This is a genomic window from Acidovorax sp. MR-S7, from assembly GCF_000400995.2.
GTDB lineage: Bacteria > Pseudomonadota > Gammaproteobacteria > Burkholderiales > Burkholderiaceae_C > MR-S7.
This window is the reverse complement of record NZ_DF238896.1, coordinates 14156-32195: the sequence shown is the minus strand read 5'-3', so window position 1 is coordinate 32195 and position 18040 is coordinate 14156. Positions and strand designations below refer to the sequence as shown.

Below are 18040 nucleotides of genomic sequence, written 5' to 3'. Positions count from 1 at the left end.
ACATCGGCCAGTAATGATTTGCATGTAAAATTGATATCCATTCTCATTATTGTTCTGGATTGCTTCCATGTGGATCGGTATCTTGCTGGCCGCCGTCTGCGGCGGGCTGTTTCTGTGCGCCACGCCCCGCGTTGAGGGGCCGCTCCAGGGCTGGCGCGGCACGGTGCTGGGGCTGATGGTGCTGCTGCTGGCCGTGTGGCAGACGCAGGCCGGCGGCCTGGGCCTGGCGACCTCCACTGCCCTGGTGCTGGGCGTGGCCATGCTGGTCCTGCCCTGCCTGAGCTGGTGGCAGGCCGCGCGCCGCCGCACCGCCAAGGCGGCCGCCCGATGAGCCGCGGCGTCCAAGACAAAGCCGCGCCGCGCCACCTGCTGTTCAAGGGTTTCACGGGCTTTCTCCTCGGCTTTCCGCTGGCGCTGTGGCTGAGCTGGCTGCTGATGTACGGTGGCCTGCTGCCCGCCTATCTGCCGGTGCGCGACCAGATCGCCATGTGGCTGGCGGTGCTGCTGTGGTCCGCCGCGCCGTGCGTGGCCTTCCTGGCGCAAAGCCGCAAGCAGTGCGCGGCCGCTTTCCTGCTGGCCAACGTGGCGGCCTTCGCCGCCTGGAAGGTGCTGCAATGAAGGCGCAGACCGTCAAGGACTACCTGGCCGTCCACACCTGGGTCGGCATTCTCTGCGGGTTGGTGCTGTACATCGCCTTCTACGCGGGCGCCTTCTCCATGCTGGAGGCCGAGATCACCCGCTGGACGCAGCCACCCGCGCCCGCATCCAGCGCGGTGAGCGACGACGGCGACGCGCTGGCCGCCGCCTTCTTCGACGCCCACCCCGGCGCGAAGGGCCGCGTGCGCCTGCGCTTTCCCGGCCCCGACAACGCCCAGCCCGCGCTGGCGCAGCTCGAGCGCGGCCAGGACGCGGTGTGGTGGCAGCTGGGCAGCGACGGCCAGCTGCGCCGCATGGATGCGCCGCGCGAGGACGACACCAGCGGCAACTTCGTCGACTACCTGCACCGCAAGGGCGGCCTGCCGATTCCGCTGGAGGTGGCCGAGCCGGTCATCGGCCTCGTCTCGCTGGCCTACGGGCTGGCGCTGGTGTCGGGCATCGTGGTGCTGCTGCCGTCGCTGGTGAAGGATCTGTTCTACCTGCGCCTGGGCGCCAACCTCAAGCGCATGTGGCTGGACGTTCACAACCTGCTGGGCGTGGCCAGCCTGCCGTTCCACCTGGTCATCGCTTTCAGCGCCGCCGTGTTCGGCCTGCACGACATGGTCTACCTCGCGCAGGACAAGTTCATCTACCGGGAAGGCCTGAGCGCCACGGTGGCGCGCGACAGCGTGCCCCGGCCGCTGGCGGCCCGCGCCGACTGGCTGCCGCCCAGCGAGATCAGGCGCCGCGTGCAGGAGCAGGCCCCGCACCTCCAGCCCCTGGGCCTGGACTACGTGGTCCAGCCCGGCGGGGCCGTGGCCGCCGTGGGCGGTATCGACGAGCGGAACTTCCAGCGCGCTTCGCGCTACGGCCTGGCCTTCGTGAACCTGCGCACGGGCGAGATCTACGACCGCACCTACGTGCCGGGCGAAAGCGGCCACGCGTCGAGCGCGCTGCTCAGCAGCCTGTTCTCGCTGCACTTCGGCAGCTACGGCGGGGACACGGTGCGCATCCTCTACGTGCTGCTGGGCCTGTCGGGCGCGCTGCTGTTCTACACCGGCAACCTGCTGTGGATCGAGACGCGCACCAAGCGCGCGCGCAAGCCGCAGGATGGGCCGGCCATGGAGCGCCCGCGCCACGTGCGCGTCGTCTCCGCCCTCACGCTGGGCGTGAGCCTGGGCTGCGCCGCCGCCCTGCCCGCCACGCTGGCACTGGCGCACTGGCTGGCGCCCGTGGTCGGCGACCTGGACACGCTGCACCAGGGCGCGTTCTACGGCCTGTTCAGCGCCTGCATCGCCTGGGCCCTCTGGCGCGGCACGGCGCAGGCTGCGCGCGGCCTGCTGTGGTTCACGGCGCTGTGCAACGCGCTGGTGCCGCTGGCCGCCGTGCTGCGCCCCGGGCCCGACGGCGTATTGCTGGGCGCGGTGTGCGCGCTGCTGGCGCTGTTCTTCGCATGGGTGGGCTGGCGGCAACGGTAGCGGTTACCTGTTGCAACACCATTAGAATGCGAGCTATTTTCATTTGCAACACCATCATTCACAACAGGAAGCATCCATGCCCGCCATCACCTGCCGCACGCTGCGGCGCACTCCGATTGCCCTGGCGCTGATCGCCATCAGCGCCGGCGCCGCCGCCCAGACCGCCCCCGCGCAAGGCGAGACCACGCTGCCCACGGTCACCGTGCGCAGCAAGTACGAGCGCGAAGACCTGCCCGTACGCGCGCCCGGCAACAAGGCCGCATCAGGTGCGCGCCTGGGCATCCTGGGCGCCACGTCCATCATGGAAGCGCCGGTGCACGTCAACGCCTACACGCGCGAGCTGGCCGAGGACTGGTCGGCCCTCACGCTGCAGGACGTGCTGGAGAACGACTCCGCCGTCGTCTTCACCACCAACAAGAACCACCTGCTGCAGAACTTCAACCTGCGCGGCCTGGACATGACGGCGATGGACATCGCCACCAACGGCCTGTACGGCATCGCCCCGGCCAACTCGGTGCCGGTCGAGATGTTCGAGCGCATCGAGGTGCTGCGCGGCCCCAACGTGCTGCTCTCGGGCATGCCGCCCCTGTCCAGCGTGGCGGGCACCGTCAACATGGTGACCAAGCGCGCCCTGGCGCAGCCCATCGCCGACCTGACCGTGACCTACGGATCGAAGTCCTACTTCCAGGCCCATGCCGACGTGGGCAAGCGCTTCGGCGAGGAAAAGCGCCTGGGCATCCGCTTCAACGGCGTCTACGGCTCCGGCGACATGGGCGCCAAGGACGAGGAACAGTCCCGCCGCGTCGGCGCGCTGGCGCTGGACTACGTGGGCGACCGCGCCCGCTTCTCGCTCGACCTGTACAACAGCGTCAACAAGATCGACAACGGCAGCCCTGGCATGTTCAACTTCCTGGGCAACGCAGCCATCCCCGGCGTGGGCCGCCTGCTGGCCCCGCCCGAGGGCGACACCAACATGTTCCGCGGCACGCACGGCGAGTACGAGAACAGCGGCGCGCTGGCCCGCGCCGAGTTCGACTTCACGCAGGACTGGCAGGGCTACTTCGCGGTGGGCGGCTCCGAGGCCGAGGGCCAGGGCCTGCTGTTCGGCACCCGCGCCTTCGTCACCGGCGCGGACGGCACCACGCGCGGCGCCATCTACAACGTGCACACCAAGTCCGAGCGCCGCACGGCCGAGGCCGGCATGATCGGCAAGTTCGACACGGGCGCTGTCCGCCACCGCCTGCAGGTGTCGGCCAACATCCTCAAGCACAAGGAAGGGACCGTGAACACGGCCTGCAACTACTGCTACACCACCAACATGTACGACCCGGTGGTCCCGACCTTCCCGGGCGCGCCGAAATGGAACGGCTACACCACCCAGAATGAATACCGCTCGCTGGCCGTGGCCGACACCATGGGCTTCGCCGACGAGAAGGTGCTGCTGACCGTGGGCGGCCGCCAACAGACCGTGAAGATGCCGTTGTCGAACTACAGCGAAAGCCGCTTCTCGCCGATGATCGCCGCCGTCGTGCGTCCCTGGGGCGACGACCTCTCGCTGTTCGGCAACTATACAGAAGGGCTGGAGCCGGGCCAGATCGTGGGCGTGGGCTACACCAACACGGGCGAGGCCCTGCCGCCGAAGCAGACCAAGCAGATGGAGCTGGGCGTGAAGGTGCAGACCGGCGCGCTCACACACACCGTCAGCGCCTTCGAGATCAAGCGGCCCTTGTTCATCAGCAACAACGGGGCCCCCCTGCCCACCCTGGTGGACGACGGCGAGCAGCGCCTGCGCGGCCTGGAGTGGAGCATGTACGGACAGGTGGCGCAAACCGTGTCGCTGCTGGGCGGCATCACCCACATCAAGTCCGAGCAGCGCAACACCGGCAAGGACACCTTCGGCACACCCGAATGGCGCGTGCGCATCGGCATGGACTGGCAGACGCCCGTGCAGGGCCTGAAGGTAGGCGGCCGCGTGATCCACACCGGCTCGCAGTGGTCCGACTCGGGCAACCGCCTGCGCATGCCGTCCTGGAACCGCCTGGACCTGAACGCCAGCTACGCCACCCAGCTCGGCGCCACGCCCGTGCGCTTCAACGCCAGCGTGGAAAACGTGTCCGACAAGAAGTACTGGATCGGCACCTTCGGCGACGGCTTCGTGATGCCCGGCGCGCCGCGCACCTTCAAGCTGTCGGCCACTGTGTCGTTCTGACCTGCAGCACTGCAAAAAAAGCCGGTCTTGCGACCGGCCTTTTTGCTTCTGTATCGATAGCTGCCAGCGCTTCACCAGCAAGCGCTGGAGGCCTATTTGGCTTGCAGTTTCTGCACCAGCGCGGCGGTGGACGGATCCAGTCCCTCCACGTCGCCATGGCCCAGGCGCGGCTCGATGTCCTTGGCCACCACCTTGCCCAGTTCCACGCCCCACTGGTCGAAGCTGTTGATGCCCCAGAGGGCGCCGGCCACGAACACACGGTGCTCGTACAGCGCGATCAGCGCCCCCAGGCTGGCCGGATCCAGCCGCTCCAGCACCAGGAAGGTACTGGGCCGGTTGCCGGAGAATGCGCGGTGGCCGCCCGCGTCGGCGCGGCCCACCATGAGCGCGCGCGCCTGCGCGAGCGCGTTGGCCACCAGGCGCGGGTGCTGGCCGGGCAGATCGCGCCCGGGCTTGCGCAGCGCGATGAAGTCCACGGGGATCACGTCCGGCCCCTGGTGGATCATCTGGAAGAACGCGTGCTGCCCGTTGGTGCCCGGCTCGCCCCAAATGGCGGGCGCGGTGGCATAGGGCAGCGCGGCGCCCTGCGCGTCCACGCCCTTGCCGTTGCTCTCCATCTCCAGTTGCTGCAGGTACGCGGGCAGGCGGCGCAGGCCATGGCTGTAGGGCGCCACGCTGCGGCTGGTGAAGCCGTGGAAGTTGCGGTACCACACGTCCAGCAGGCCCAGGCGCACGGGCAGGTTGGCTTCGAGCGGCGCGGTGCGGAAGTGCTCGTCCATCGCGTGCGCGCCCGCCAGCAGCTCGCGGAAGGCCGGCGCGCCGATGGCGATGGCGATCGGCAGGCCGATGGCCGACCACAGCGAGTAGCGCCCGCCCACCCAGTCCCAGAAACCCAGCGTGGTGGTGATGCCGAACTGCGCCGCCGCCTCCAGGTGGGTGGTGAGCGCGTAGAAGTGCCGCGCCACGTCGGTGCCGCCCTGGGCCGTGAACCAGTCGCGCGCGGACTGCGCGTTGGTCATCGTCTCCAGCGTGGTGAAGGTCTTGGAGGCGATGAGGAACAGCGTGCTCTCGGGACGCAGCGTGCGCAGCAGGCTGCCCAGCTCCATGCCGTCCACGTTGGAGATGAAGTGCAGGCGCTTGGCCGGGTGGCGCAGGTCGTCGAGCCCCTTCACCGCCATCGCGGGCCCGAGGTCGGAGCCGCCGATGCCGATGTTCACGATGTCGGTGATGGCATCGTCCTGGCGCACCTGCTCGGCGATGCGCAGCATGGCGTCCAGCGTGGCGTGCACGTCGCGCAGGCCCTCCGCTACTACATCCGTAGCTGCCTGCGCTTGCCCTGCCTGCGCTGGAGCCGGCTTTCGCAACAACCAGTGCATCGCCGCGCGCTGCTCGGTGTTGTTGATGGGCGCGCCCGCGAACATGGCGTCGCGGTAGGCCGGCAAGCCGCACTCGCGCGCCAGTTGCACCAGCAGCGCCTCGGTGGGTGCGTCGATGCGGTTCTTGGACAGGTCCGCGAACACGTGGGGCGCCTGCTGGCTGAAGCGCTCCACGCGCTGCGGGTCTTCGGCGAAGGCGTCGCGCACGTCGAAGTCCCGGCCTGCGCGCTCGTAGTGCGCGCGCAGCTGGCCCCAGGCATCCGTGCGGTCGCAGCGCGTGCGCGGGTCCGTGTAGCTCATGTGGCGGCTTGCATCAGCTGTTCGAGCTTGGCCGCATCGGCCGCGAAGGCGCGGATGCCCTCGGCGAGCTTTTCTGTGGCCATGGCATCGGCGTTGAGCGCGTAGCGGAAGCCCGCCTCGTCGTACTGCACGGGCTCGATGGCCACGCGGCGCGCGGCCTCGGGGTCGAGCACGCGCGCGACGGGCGCCTCGCTAGCGGCGAGCTGGGTCAGCAGCTCGGGCGCGATGGTCAGCAGGTCGCAGCCCGCCAGCGCCACGATCTGGCCCGTGTTGCGGAAGCTCGCGCCCATCACCTCGGTGGCGATGCCGAAGTGCTTGTAGTGGTTGTAGATGGCGCGCACGGACTGCACGCCGGGGTCGTTGGCGCCGGCCATCGCAGCGTCGTCCCAGCTGCTGCCGGCCTGCTTCTTGTACCAGTCGTAGATGCGGCCGACGAAGGGCGAGATGAGCTGCACCTTGGCCTGCCCGCAGGCCACGGCCTGGGCGAACGAGAACAGCAGCGTGAGGTTGGTGTGGATGCCCCTGGCCTCCAGCAGCCGCGCGGCCTCGATGCCCTCCCAGGTGGAGGCGATCTTGATGAGCACGCGGTCGATATGGATGCCCTCGGCCTGGTACAGCTCCACGATGCGCTCGGCGCGCGCCACGGTGGCGGCGGTGTCGAACGACAGGCGCGCGTCGACCTCGGTGGACACGCGGCCCGGGATGATGGAGAGGATCTCGCAGCCGAAGCGCACGATGAGCCGGTCCATCAGCTCGCCGATGTCGCGGCCGTGAAAGCGCGTCACGCAGTCCTGGAGCAGCGGCGCGTACTCGGGCTTCTGCACGGCCTTGAGGATCAGCGACGGGTTGGTGGTCGCGTCCTGCGGCTGGAACTGGGCCAGCTGCTTGAAATCGCCGGTATCGGCCACTACGGTGGTGAACTGTTTGAGCGCGTCGAGTTGGTTCAAGGAAAAGTCCTCTCAAAATGCAGGCCAATAGCCGGAGTGTATGCGCGGGAGCAGCATGGTCCCTGTCGGCCGGGGCCGCGGATGAAACTCGGTAACATTGTTCGCCATGAGCTTCGACCTCGTACTTTTCGGCGGCACGGGCGATCTGGCCTGGCGCAAGCTGCTTCCCGCCCTGTTCCAGGCCTGGCGCCACGGCTCGCTGCCGCCAGGCGGACGCATCGTCGGCGTGGCGCGCGACGCGCTGACCGATGCCGACTACCGCGCGCTCATCGGCAGCCGCCTGGCCGTCGTGGAGGGCGAGAAACGCCCGAGCGCGCAGGAGTTCGAGCGCTTCGCCGCACTGCTCGAATACCAGCGCATGGATCTCTCGGCGCCCGCCGACTACCAGCTGCTCAAGGACAAGCTGGAGGCGCGCAGCGCCGAGACGGTGGTGATGTACCTTGCCACCGCGCCGGGCCTGTTCACCACCGCCTGCGAGCAGATCGGCGCTGCGGGCCTGGCCACGCCCGCCACGCGCGTGGTGCTGGAAAAGCCGCTGGGGCACGACCTGGAATCCAACCGCGCCATCAACGCCGCCGTGCGCGGCGTGTTCGACGAGCGGCAGGTGTTCCGCATCGACCACTACCTGGGCAAGCCCTCGGTGCAGAACCTGCTGGCGCTGCGCTTCGGCAACGCGCTGTTCGAGCCGCTGTGGCGCCGCGAGACGGTGGCCAGCATCGAGATCACCATGGCCGAGCAGCTCGGCGTGGAAAAGCGCGGCGCCTTCTACGACGGCACGGGTGCGCTGCGCGACATGGTGCAGAACCACGCGCTGCAGCTGCTGTGCGCGATCGCCATGGAGCCACCTATCAACGCCCACGCCGACGCGATCCGCGACGAGAAGCTCAAGGTGCTGCGTTCGCTCTCGCCCTGGACGCCCGCCACGCTGGCCCAGGGCGTGGTGCGCGGCCAGTACACGGCCGGCCAACTCGCGGGCGGCCACGTGCGCGCCTATGGCGAGGAGGACGGGGTCGCCCCCGGCAGCACCACCGAGACCTTCGTCGCCTTGCGCACCGAGATCGCCAACTGGCGCTGGGCCGGCGTGCCCTTCTACATCCGCACCGGCAAGCGCCTGGCGGCGCGCGAGGCGCACATCGCCATCAATTTCCGCCCGACGCCACATCCCATCTACCGCACGCCGCTGGGTTCCGCCAACCGCCTGGTGATCCGCCTGCAGCCGCGCGACGGCGTGGCGCTGCACCTGTTCGCCGCGCAGGAAAAGCGCGGCGCGGCGGCCGTGCAGGCGCTGGCGCCGGTGCAGCTCGACCTGGACTTCGAGCAGCGCTTCGGCGCCGAGCGCGTGGGCGCCTACGAGCGGCTGCTGCTCGACGTGATCGCCGGGCGGCTGAACCTCTTCGTGCGCGCCGACGAGCAGGAGGCCGCCTGGCGCTGGGTGGAGCCCATCATGCAAACCTGGCGCGAGCAGGACGAGCGTGGCGAAGGCCCGCGCCCCTACGCGGCCGGAAGCTGGGGGCCGAGCGCCGCCAGCACGCTCGTCGCGCGCGACGGCAACACCTGGATCGAAGAATGCTAGACCGCATCACCGCATCGCTGCCTTCGCTCGCGCCCGCCGAGCAGCGCGTCGCCCAGCTCGTGCTGCAGGACGCGCGCGCCTTCGCGCACCTGCCCGTGCGCGAACTGGCCGCGCGTGCACACGTGAGCAAGCCCACCGTGGTGCGCTTTTGCCGCAGCATGGGCTACGACGGGCTGGCGGACTTCAAGCTCAAGCTCATGGGCAGCGTGAGCGAGGGCGTGCCCTTCATCCACCGCAGCGTGGACGCCGACGACAAGACCGGCGACGTGCTGGTGAAGGTGGTGGACAACGCCGTCGCCGCCTTCCTGCAGTACCGCAACGCCGCCAGCACCGCCGCGCTGGAGCAGGCGGCGAGCGCCATCGCCGCCACATGGCAGACGGGGCGGCGCATCGAGTTCTACGGCGCTGGCAATTCCGGCATCGTGGCGCAGGACGGGCAGCACAAGTTCTTCCGCCTGGGGATCACCAGCATCAGCACCAGCGACGGCCACATGCAGGTGATGAGCGCCACGCTGCTCGGGCCCGGCGACTGCGCGGTCATCATCAGCAACTCGGGCCGCACGCGCGACCTGATGGACGCCGCCGACATCGCGCGCAAGAACGGCGCCACGACCATCGCGATCACCGCCAGCGGCTCGCCCCTGGCCCACACCTGCGAGATCCACCTGGCCGCCGACCATCCCGAAGGCTACGACCGCTACAGCCCCATGGTGTCGCGCCTGCTGCACCTGCTGGTCATCGACGTGCTCGCCACCTGCGTGGCGCTGCGCATCGGCGAGCCGCTGCAGCCGGTGCTGCAGCAGATGAAGAACAACCTGCGGGCCAAGCGCTACACTTAAAAATGATAGCTGCCATCGCTTGATGGATAAGCGCTGGAGCCCGATTTGACCCTCAACGTCCGTAGGTCGCGGTGAAGCTCGCCTTGGCGATCGTGTTGGCGTTGACCATGAAGCCCGTGAGCGCGGCAGGCGCGTCGTCGGGCACGTCGATGCGCTCCACCGACAGCGCATGCACCGTGAAGATGTAGCGGTGCGGCTTGTCGCCGGGCGGCGGGCACATGCCGCCCCAGGCGTAGATGCCGTAGTCGTTGCGGATCTGGCGCGCGCCCGCGGGCAGGTGGGCGCCACCCTTGGCACCCGCATTGCCGCCCAGTTCGGCCACGCTGGTGGGAATGTCGATCACGTACCAGTGCCAGAAACCCGAGCCCGTGGGCGCGTCGGGGTCGTAGACGTTCACGGCGAAGCTCTTGGTGCCCTCGGGTGCGCCGCTCCAGCGCAGCACGGGCGACTGGTTGGCACCGGTGCAGCCGAAGGAGTCGAACTCGAAGCTCTGGGCAATGGTGCTGCCGTCGGCGATGTCGGGGCTGGTGAGAGTGAAGGTCATGGCGTTCTCCTTTCGGGTTTACAGGCGGCCTTCCTGCACGGCATGGCAGGCCACGCGGGCGCCGCCCGCCTCCAGCATCTGCGGCCGCTCGGTGCGGCAGCGGTCGTTGGCGTGCGGGCAGCGCGGGTTGAATGCGCAGCCGGGCGGCGGATTGAGCGGGTTGGGCACCTCGCCCTGCACGGGCGTGCGCGCGCGGCCGGTGTCGTGCATCTTGGGAATGGCATCGAGCAGCATGCGCGTGTAGGGGTGGCGCGGGCGGCTGAACAGCTCCTGTTTGTCCGCCAGCTCCACCAGGCGGCCCAGGTACATCACGCCGACCTGGTCGCTCACGTGGCGCACCACGGCGAGGTTGTGGCTGATGAAGAGGTACGTCAGGTGCCGCTGGCGCTGCAGGTCCTTCATGATGTTGAGCACCTGGGCCTGCACCGACACGTCGAGCGCGCTGGTGGGCTCGTCGCACACGAGGAACTCTGGCTCGGTGGCGAGCGCGCGGGCGATGGAGATGCGCTGGCGCTGCCCGCCCGAGAACTGGTGCGGGTACTTGGCCATGTCCTGCGCGGACAGGCCCACCGACTGCAGCAGCTCGCCCACGCGGGTCTTGAGTTCGGCCTTGCCGGTGATGAGGCCATGCTCGCGCAGCGGCTCGCCGACGATGTCCTCCACCAGCCAGCGCGGGTTCAGGCTGGCATACGGGTCCTGGAAGATCATCTGGATGCGGCGGCGCATGGCGCGCGCATCCTTGCCCTGGAAGGCGGCATGCGCGTCCTGCCCGTCGAAGTCGAAGCCGCCGCGCGTGGGCTCGTACAGGCCCACGAGCAGGCGCGCCACGGTGCTCTTGCCGCAGCCCGATTCTCCCACCAGGGCCAGTGTGCGGCCCTTCTCGATCTCGAAGCTCACGCCGTCCACGGCGTGCAGCAGCGCGCGCGGCTTGCGCTCGATCACGCGGTTGAGCCAGGGGGCGGAGACGTCGAAGGTCTTGGCCAGGTCGTGCGCGCGCACGAGCGATGCCCGGGGTTGTTGCGTTGCCGTGCTCATGCGGCCACCTCCGCGTGCAGCCAGCAGGCGGCCTGGGTGGGGCCGGCGGGCATCAGGTCGGGCCGCGCCACGCGGCAGCGGGCGAAGGCGCGCGGGCAGCGCGGGTTGAAGGCGCAGCCCTCGGGGATGGCGGTCAGGCGCGGCATGGCTCCGTCGATCTGGTTCAGGCGCTCGCGGTCGTGCTCCATGTCGGGGATGGAGGCCATGAGGCCGGCGGTGTAGGGGTGCGCGGGATGGTTGATGACCTCGTGCACGGGGCCGATCTCGGCCACGCGGCCCGCGTACATGACGGCCACGCGGTCGCAGGTTTCGGCGATCACGCCCATGTCGTGCGTGATGAGCATCACGGCCGCGCCGCGCGTTGTGCAGATGTGCTTGAGCAGCTGGATGATCTGCGCCTGGATGGACACGTCCAGCGCCGTGGTGGGTTCGTCGGCCACGATGAGCTGCGGTTCGGCCGCCAGCGCCAGGGCGATCACCACGCGCTGGCGCATGCCGCCGGAGAACTGGTGCGGGTAGTGGTCCACACGCTGCTCGGCTGCCGGGATGCCCGTGTCCTTGAGCAGCTGCACAGCGCGCTGGCGCGCCTCGGCGGCGTTCACCGGCAGGTGCGTGCGGATGGTCTCGACGAGCTGCTGGCCCACGGTGTACAGCGGGTTCAGCGAGGTGAGCGGGTCCTGGAAGATGGCGCCGATGCGCCGGCCCCGGATATGGCGCATCTGCTCGTGCGGCAGGTTGTCGATGCGCTGGCCTTCCAGCAGGATGCGACCGGACGCCACGCGCCCCGGCGGCTCCAGCAGGCCGATGATGGACGCGCCCGTGAGCGACTTGCCCGCGCCCGACTCGCCCACCACGCCGAGGATCTCGCCCGGCGCGATGGAGAAGGACACGTCGTCCAAAGCGCGCAGCGTGCCGCGGCGGCCGGGGAATTCGACGACGAGGTTTTGGACTTCTAGTAATGACATATCAGCGCAGTCGTGGGTTCAGCGCATCGCGCAGCCAGTCGCCCAGCAGGTTCACCGACAGCGCGATCAGCACCAGCATGATGCCGGGGAAGACGGTGATCCACCATTCGCCCGAGAACAGGTAGTCGTTGCCCACGCGGATCAGCGTGCCCAGCGACGGCGAGGTGGGCGGCGCGCCCACGCCGAGGAACGACAGCGTCGCCTCGGTGATGATGGCCGTGGCGACCTGGATGGTGGCCAGCACCGTGACCGGGCCGGTAACGTTGGGCAGGATGTGCTTGACCATGATGCGCGCGGGCGGCACGCCCGTCACCCGGGCGGCCTGCACGTATTCCTTGCTGCGCTCCACCATGGTGCTGGCGCGCACGGTGCGCGCGTACTGCACCCAGCCGTTGCTGCCCGCGAAAGCGATGGCCAGGATGAGCACGCCGAAGGCCATGCCTTCGGAGGCGTCCGGGTACATGGCGCGCGCCACGCCGGCGATGAGCAGCGCCACCAGGATGGCGGGGAAGGACGACACCACGTCGCACACACGCATCAGCAGGCCGTCCACCCAGCCGCCGGTGGCCCCGGCCAGCAGGCCCAGCCCCACGCCGATCAGCAGCGACAGCGCCACGGCGGCCAGACCCACGATCAGCGAGATGCGGGTGCCGTAGATCAGCGCGGAGAGGATGTCGCGCCCCTGGTCGTCGGTGCCCAGCAGGTATTTGGAGGTGCCCTCCGCGCTCCATGCGGGCGGCAGGCGCGAGTCCGACAACTCGAGCGTGGAGAGGTCGAACGGGTTGTGCGGCGCGACCCAGCCGGCGAACACCGCGCAAAACACGCACACGGCGGCGATCACCGCCGCGATGACGGCCACCGGCGAGGTGCGGAAGCTGTGGGCCACGTCGCTGTCGTACCAGCGCAAGAGCATTTGTTTCATGGGGCTGTGGTTCTTATCGTCAGGGTGCCACGCCCATCCATTTGAAGGGCATGGAGTTGTCGGGCAGCTGCACCAGCCGGACCTTGCGGGACACGCCCCAGGCCAGCGCCTGCTGGTGCAGCGGGAGGTAGGCGATGTCGGCGGCCAGCAGCAGCACGGCCTCGCGCAGCAGCGCATTGCGGCGGGTGCGGTCGGTTTCCATCTGGGCCTTGTGCACCAGCGCGTCCAGCGCCGGGTTGCAATAGCCCCCCAGGTTGAACTGGCCTGCGCCCTGCCCGTCCGGGCAGGCGGCGAGCGCGTGCAAGGCGCTCTGCGCATCGTAGGTGGAGGGTGTCCAGCCGAGCAGGTAGAAGGCCGTGTCGCGCCGCAGGATGCGCGGGAAATAGGCTTCCTTGGGCTCGGCCTGCACCGTCACGCGCACCTGGAGGGCGGCGAGCTGCTCGGCCACCGCGGCGCAGACGGCGGCGTCCCGCACGTAGCGGCCCGCGGGGCAGTGCAGGGTGAGGTCGAAGCCATCGGCATAGCCCGCCTGCGCCATGAGGGCGCGCGCAGCGGCCACGTCGGCGGGCAGGCGCTTGGCGTCGGGCTGGAAGCCGTTGATGCCGGGCCCCACGATCAGGGCCGCGGGCGTGGATGCGCCGCCCATCACGTCCTTGCGGATCGCGTCGATGTCGATGGCCTGGTAGAAGGCCTGGCGCACGCGCTTGTCCTTGAAGGGGTTGGCGCCCCGGACGCTGGAATACGGCAGCTCGTCGCTGCGCTGGTCCATGCCCAGGAACAGCGTGCGCAGCTCCGCCCCGGTCACCACGCGCGCGCCGCCCGCGGCGTTCACGCGGTCGATCTCCTGCACGGGCACGGGCTCGGCCACGTCCACGCGCCCGTCGAGCAGGGCCTGCACGCGCTCGGCGTCGTCGGGCAGGGGCGTGAAGACGATCTGCTGCGCGTTGCTTTCCATGCGCCCCCAGTAGCCGTCATGGCGCGCGAACACGGTGCGCTGGTTGGGCTGGCGCTCCTGCAGGCGGAAGGGGCCAGTGCCGTTGGCGCGCTGCAGGGCCGCGTCGGGCCGGGCGGCGCCGAGGGATTCGCTCCAGCGCCGACTCACCATGTAGACGTGCGACAGCGCATCGGGCAGCAGCAGGGAGGGCGCGCGGGTTTCCACCTCGATGGTGTGCGCGTCGATCTTGCGCACCTGCCGCACGTCGCTCAGGTAGTTCTTCAGGCCCGAGCCCTCTCCCTGCGCGCGGTGCAGGGAGAACACCGCGTCGTCGGCGGTGAAGGGCGTGCCGTCGTGGAAGCGCACGCCCCGGCGCAGCTCGAAGCGCCAGACGGTGGGCGCCTGCATGCGCCAGGCCACGGCCAGCGCCGGCGCCAGGCGCAGGTCCTTGTTGCGGCCCACCAGGGGCTCGTACACGTTGCCCGTGAGGCTGAGCTGCAGCGATTCGTTGAGCACGTGCGGGTCCATCGACGGCGCATCGCCCTGGTTGGCCACGCGGATGGTCTGCGCGCTTGCTACCGTAAAAATAGCTGCCAGCGCTTGCCCGGCAAGCGCTAGAGCCATTTTTTGCTTGAATCGCAGCGACGGCATCTTCACGGCCTCATTGCGCCGCCGCCAGCGACATCGCCTGCTCGACCAGACCGGCATGCAGCGCCGCCCCCAGGGGCAGGATGTCGTCGTTGAAGTCGTAGCGGCTGTTGTGCAGCGTGCTGTTGCCCGCACCCATGCCCTGCCCCAGGCGCAGGTAGGCGCCCGGCTTGGCCTGCAGCATGAAGGAGAAATCCTCCGCGCCCATGCTCGGCTCCAGGTCGCGCACCAGGTTCTCGGCGCCCACCAGCGCCTCGGCCACGTCGCCGGCGAAGCGGGCCTCGGCCTCGGTGTTGATGGTGGCGGGGTAGATGCGCTCGTAGCGCACGTTGGCCGTGGCGCCGAAGCCCAGGGCGACGGCGTTGCACAGCTCCTGGATGCGGCGCTCGACCATGTCCTGCACGGAGGGGTCGAACGCGCGCACCGTACCCACCAGCGTGGCCGTGCCCGGCAGCACGCTGAACGCGCCCAGGTCGCCCGCCTGCACGGCGCACAGGCTGAGGACGGCGCTGTCCAGCGGCCGCACGTTGCGCGAGACGATGCCCTGCACCGCCGTGATGATGTGCGCGGCCACCAGCACCACGTCCACCGTCTGGTAGGCATGCGCGCCGTGGCCGCCCCGACCGGTGATCTCGATGGTCACGCGGTCGGCCGCGGCCATCATGGCGCCGTCGTTGATGCCCACCGTGCCCGGCTTCATGGCCGGCCAGTTGTGCATGGCGTAGACCGACTGGACTGGGAAGCGCTCGAACAGGCCGTCCTCGATCATCACACGCGCGCCGCCCAGGCCTTCTTCGCCCGGCTGGAAGATCAGCACCGCCGTGCCGTCGAAGTGGCGCGTGGCCGCCAGGTAGCGCGCCGCGCCCACCAGCATGGCGGTGTGCCCGTCGTGGCCGCAGCCGTGCATGAGGCCGCTCTTGCAGGACTTCCAGGCGAAGTCGTTGTGCTCGGCCATGGGCAGCGCGTCCATGTCGGCGCGCAGGCCGATCATGGCGCCGCTGCCGCGCCCCTGCCCATGGATCACGCCCACGACTCCGGTGCGGCCGATGCCCTCGTGCACCTCGTCCACGCCGCAGGCGCGCAGCGCCTCGCGCACGCGGGCGGCGGTGTAGACCTCCTCGAAGCCCAGCTCGGGGTGCGCGTGCAGGTCGCGCCGCAGCGCCGTGAGTTCCGGGTGGTACTGGGCGATGTGCGCGAAGGCGCGTCCGCCCGCCTTGAACCGCGGGGGCTGCATGGTCAATGCCCCCCGGCCTTGCCGCCGATGCGCAGGCGCGGGTCGACGGCGAAATAGAGCAGATCCACCACCAGGTTGATGACCACGAAGATCAGCGCGATCAGGCACAGGTAGGCGGCCATCACGGGAATGTCGGCGAAGGTGACGGCCTGAATGAACAGCAGGCCCATGCCGGGCCACTGGAACACCGTCTCCGTGATGATGGCGAAGGCGATCAGGCCGCCGAGCTGCAGGCCGGTGATGGTCATCACCGGCACCAGCGTGTTCTTGAGCGCATGGCCGAAGTGGATGGCCCGGTCCGTCAGGCCGCGCGCGCGGGCGAACTTGATGTAGTCGGTGCGCAGCACCTCCAGCATCTCGGCGCGCACCAGGCGCATGATGAGCGTGAGCTGGAAGATCGCCAGTGTCACCGCCGGCAGCACCATGTGGTGCCAGCCCTTGGCCGTGAGCAGCCCCGTGCTCCACCAGCCCAGTTGCACCACCTCGCCGCGGCCGAAGCTGGGAAACCAGCCCAGCGTGACCGAGAACACCAGGATCAGCAGGATGCCGATGAGGAACGTGGGCAGCGACACGCCCAGCAGCGACAGCGTCATGAACACCTGGCTGGTAAAGGTGCCGCGCCGCAGCGCCGCATACACGCCCATGGGCACGCCAACGACCAGCGCGATGACGGCGGCCACCAGCGCCAGCTCCAGCGTGGCGGGAAAGCGTTCCGCGATCAGCCGCGACACCTTCGCGCCCTGGCGCAGGGAGAGGCCGAACTCGCCCTGCGCGGCATTCACGAGGAAGTGCCAGAACTGCACGAAGAACGGCTTGTCCAGCCCCAGCGCGGCACGCATCTCCGCGATCTGCTCGGGCGTCGCATCCTGCCCCAGCAGGATGGCCACCGGGTCGCCCACGAACTGGAACAGCATGAACGCGATGAAGGCCACGGTGACCATCACGATCACGGCCTGGAGGAGTCGGCGCAGGATGAAGGCAAGCATTCGGATAAACCACGCAATAGTCGGGCCATGCTAGCAGGAAGCGCCCGGCCCAAAACACAAAAACCTCCCGAGGGAGGTTCTTGCGAAGCCGGCGCAAAAGGTGTCAGAAGCGGTGGCGCAGGCCGACGGTGATGCCCGTGCGCTTGCGTGCACCGCTGGCCGCATCCAGCACCACGGCGCTGCCGCCGCTGATCTTGGTGTGGTCCACGCCGAAGTAGGCGTCGGTGCGCTTGCTGAAGGCGTAGTCCGCCACGGCCACCAGGAAGTCGGAATTGCCGTTGGACAGGCCCGAGGCCGAGCCGGACTGCTTGCCGCGGTAGTAGTGCATGCCCAGGTTCAACTGGGAGGTGAGCTGGTAGCCCACGCCCAGCTTTACCAGCTGGCGCTTGTTGGCATCGCCCGGCTGGAAGCCGCCATTGGTCTGGCCGGCCCAGAACGCGCCCAGGATCGCCTTGTCCACCGCATTGCGGATATTCACTGGATCGAGGGCGCTGCCCGGCGTGGCGAACTTGGCCTTGTTCTGTGCATAGCCCGTCATGAAATACCAGGGGCCGGTACGGTAGGAGCCGCCCACCGTCCAGGCATCCACGTCGGTGCCGCCAGGCAGTTCGGTGCGCAGGAAGCCACCGCCGACTGCGAGGCCTCCGGTGGAGTAGCGCAGATAGCCACCGAGGGTTTTCCATGCACCGCCATTGACCGTGCTCAGCGCCTGCGCTCCTACGAGGGCCGGCAGGCTGGCGGCATTGCCGGGGAAGCCCGCTTCAATGGCCGATGTGTCGTTGTTCTCGTCGAACGAGTATTGCAGACCACCGACGAAGCTGCGGTCCGGCGTGGCGAACATGTACTTCAGCGAATTGCTGTTGCGCGCGCCCACGGCCATGCCCAGCTCGGGCTTGTAGGCCTCCATGTACGGTGAGTAGGGGAACGAGGCGTAGGTGCTGGTCACCACGTCGAACAGCACGTTCCACTGGCGACCCGCCGTCAGGCGGCCATAGGCACCCTGCAGACCGACGTTGGCCAGCTGGAAGAACGGCGCGTTGACTGCGGCATTGCCCGCATCGGCGTCGAAGCGGTTTTCCAGCTCCACCAGCGCCTTGCTGCCTCCGCCCAGGTCTTCCTCGACCTTGATGCCCCAGCGGCTTTGCGACATGCCGCCGCCCATCATTTGCGTCTTGCTCCCCTTCGCCGCACCTTCGTTGTTGGTGTGGCGCACGGCGACGTCCACGATGCCCCACAGCTGGACCTTGCTGGTATTGGCAGTCTGGGCCATGGAAGCACCCGCGCTACACACGGCCATGGCAGCCAGGACGATATTTTTCTTTGCAAACAAATGCATAGGTGCTCTCTCTCTTCTAAGGATGATGGAACTTGCATTCTTAGAAATAGCCCCTTGGGGGACAAGCCCGTATCACCT

16 protein-coding genes are annotated in these 18040 nt (G+C 69.1%); 6 read left to right on the top strand and 10 right to left on the bottom strand.

Going from position 1 to position 18040, the window contains the following annotated elements:
* The first annotated feature begins 67 nt into the window (after positions 1–67).
* The 4 genes from AVS7_RS02190 (at position 68) to AVS7_RS02175 (ending at position 4323) form a co-directional block, all read left to right on the top strand.
* Positions 68–331 (top strand): hypothetical protein, encoded by a 264-nt coding sequence (locus tag AVS7_RS02190; RefSeq protein ID WP_020226875.1) that lies wholly within the window; start codon positions 68–70, stop codon positions 329–331.
* Complete coding sequence (locus AVS7_RS02185; RefSeq protein ID WP_020226874.1) at positions 328–618, top strand: hypothetical protein; 291 nt, start codon at positions 328–330, stop codon at positions 616–618. Before AVS7_RS02190 ends, AVS7_RS02185 begins: the two co-directional genes overlap by 4 nt.
* Positions 615–2114 carry a PepSY domain-containing protein gene (locus AVS7_RS02180; RefSeq protein WP_020226873.1) on the top strand — a complete coding sequence of 500 codons (1500 nt, stop codon included), beginning with the start codon at positions 615–617 and terminating at the stop codon, positions 2112–2114. Before AVS7_RS02185 ends, AVS7_RS02180 begins: the two co-directional genes overlap by 4 nt.
* A gap of 76 nt (positions 2115–2190) precedes the next feature.
* On the top strand, positions 2191–4323 hold the full coding sequence (locus AVS7_RS02175) for a TonB-dependent siderophore receptor (protein ID WP_020226872.1): 2133 nt from the start codon (positions 2191–2193) through the stop codon (positions 4321–4323).
* 92 nt (positions 4324–4415) lie between these two features.
* Here AVS7_RS02175 and pgi read toward each other — a convergent pair whose 3' ends face one another.
* Both pgi and tal read right to left on the bottom strand, forming a co-directional pair.
* Positions 4416–5999, bottom strand: a complete 1584-nt coding sequence (gene pgi / locus AVS7_RS02170; RefSeq protein WP_020226871.1) for a glucose-6-phosphate isomerase — start codon at positions 5997–5999, stop codon at positions 4416–4418.
* Positions 5996–6946 (bottom strand): transaldolase, encoded by a 951-nt coding sequence (tal, locus tag AVS7_RS02165; RefSeq protein ID WP_020226870.1) that lies wholly within the window; start codon positions 6944–6946, stop codon positions 5996–5998. The genes pgi and tal overlap by 4 nt, the downstream gene beginning before the upstream one ends.
* Positions 6947–7052: 106 nt before the next feature.
* On the opposite strand from tal, the gene zwf reads away from it, so the two are divergent.
* Together zwf and AVS7_RS02155 are read left to right on the top strand one after the other, a co-directional pair.
* Positions 7053–8519: a glucose-6-phosphate dehydrogenase gene (zwf, locus tag AVS7_RS02160; protein ID WP_024000811.1), complete on the top strand. Its 1467-nt coding sequence runs from the start codon at positions 7053–7055 to the stop codon at positions 8517–8519.
* Complete coding sequence (locus AVS7_RS02155) at positions 8513–9358, top strand: MurR/RpiR family transcriptional regulator (protein WP_020226868.1); 846 nt, start codon at positions 8513–8515, stop codon at positions 9356–9358. The genes zwf and AVS7_RS02155 overlap by 7 nt, the downstream gene beginning before the upstream one ends.
* 52 nt (positions 9359–9410) lie before the next feature.
* Here AVS7_RS02155 and AVS7_RS02150 read toward each other — a convergent pair whose 3' ends face one another.
* The 8 genes from AVS7_RS02150 to AVS7_RS02115 all read right to left on the bottom strand — a co-directional run bounded on the left by AVS7_RS02150 (position 9411) and on the right by AVS7_RS02115 (position 17962).
* A complete protein-coding gene (locus AVS7_RS02150; RefSeq protein WP_020226867.1) occupies positions 9411–9902 on the bottom strand; it encodes a YbhB/YbcL family Raf kinase inhibitor-like protein in 492 nt (163 codons plus the stop codon).
* 18 nt (positions 9903–9920) lie between these two features.
* On the bottom strand, positions 9921–10937 hold the full coding sequence (locus AVS7_RS02145; protein WP_024000810.1) for an ABC transporter ATP-binding protein: 1017 nt from the start codon (positions 10935–10937) through the stop codon (positions 9921–9923).
* A complete protein-coding gene (locus AVS7_RS02140; protein ID WP_024000809.1) occupies positions 10934–11902 on the bottom strand; it encodes an ABC transporter ATP-binding protein in 969 nt (322 codons plus the stop codon). The genes AVS7_RS02145 and AVS7_RS02140 overlap by 4 nt, the downstream gene beginning before the upstream one ends.
* A gap of 1 nt (position 11903) precedes the next feature.
* On the bottom strand, positions 11904–12824 hold the full coding sequence (locus AVS7_RS02135) for an ABC transporter permease (RefSeq protein WP_034689756.1): 921 nt from the start codon (positions 12822–12824) through the stop codon (positions 11904–11906).
* Positions 12825–12843: 19 nt separating this feature from the next.
* Positions 12844–14382, bottom strand: a complete 1539-nt coding sequence (locus AVS7_RS02130) for an ABC transporter substrate-binding protein (protein WP_034689769.1) — start codon at positions 14380–14382, stop codon at positions 12844–12846.
* A gap of 37 nt (positions 14383–14419) precedes the next feature.
* Complete coding sequence (locus tag AVS7_RS02125) at positions 14420–15640, bottom strand: M20 aminoacylase family protein (RefSeq protein WP_024000807.1); 1221 nt, start codon at positions 15638–15640, stop codon at positions 14420–14422.
* A gap of 2 nt (positions 15641–15642) precedes the next feature.
* Entirely contained in the window at positions 15643–16626 is a 984-nt protein-coding gene (locus AVS7_RS02120) for an ABC transporter permease (protein WP_020226861.1), read from the bottom strand.
* Positions 16627–16729: 103 nt separating this feature from the next.
* Positions 16730–17962, bottom strand: coding sequence for a porin (locus AVS7_RS02115; protein ID WP_034689754.1), 1233 nt, complete (start codon positions 17960–17962; stop codon positions 16730–16732).
* Between the last annotated feature and the right edge of the window lie 78 nt (positions 17963–18040).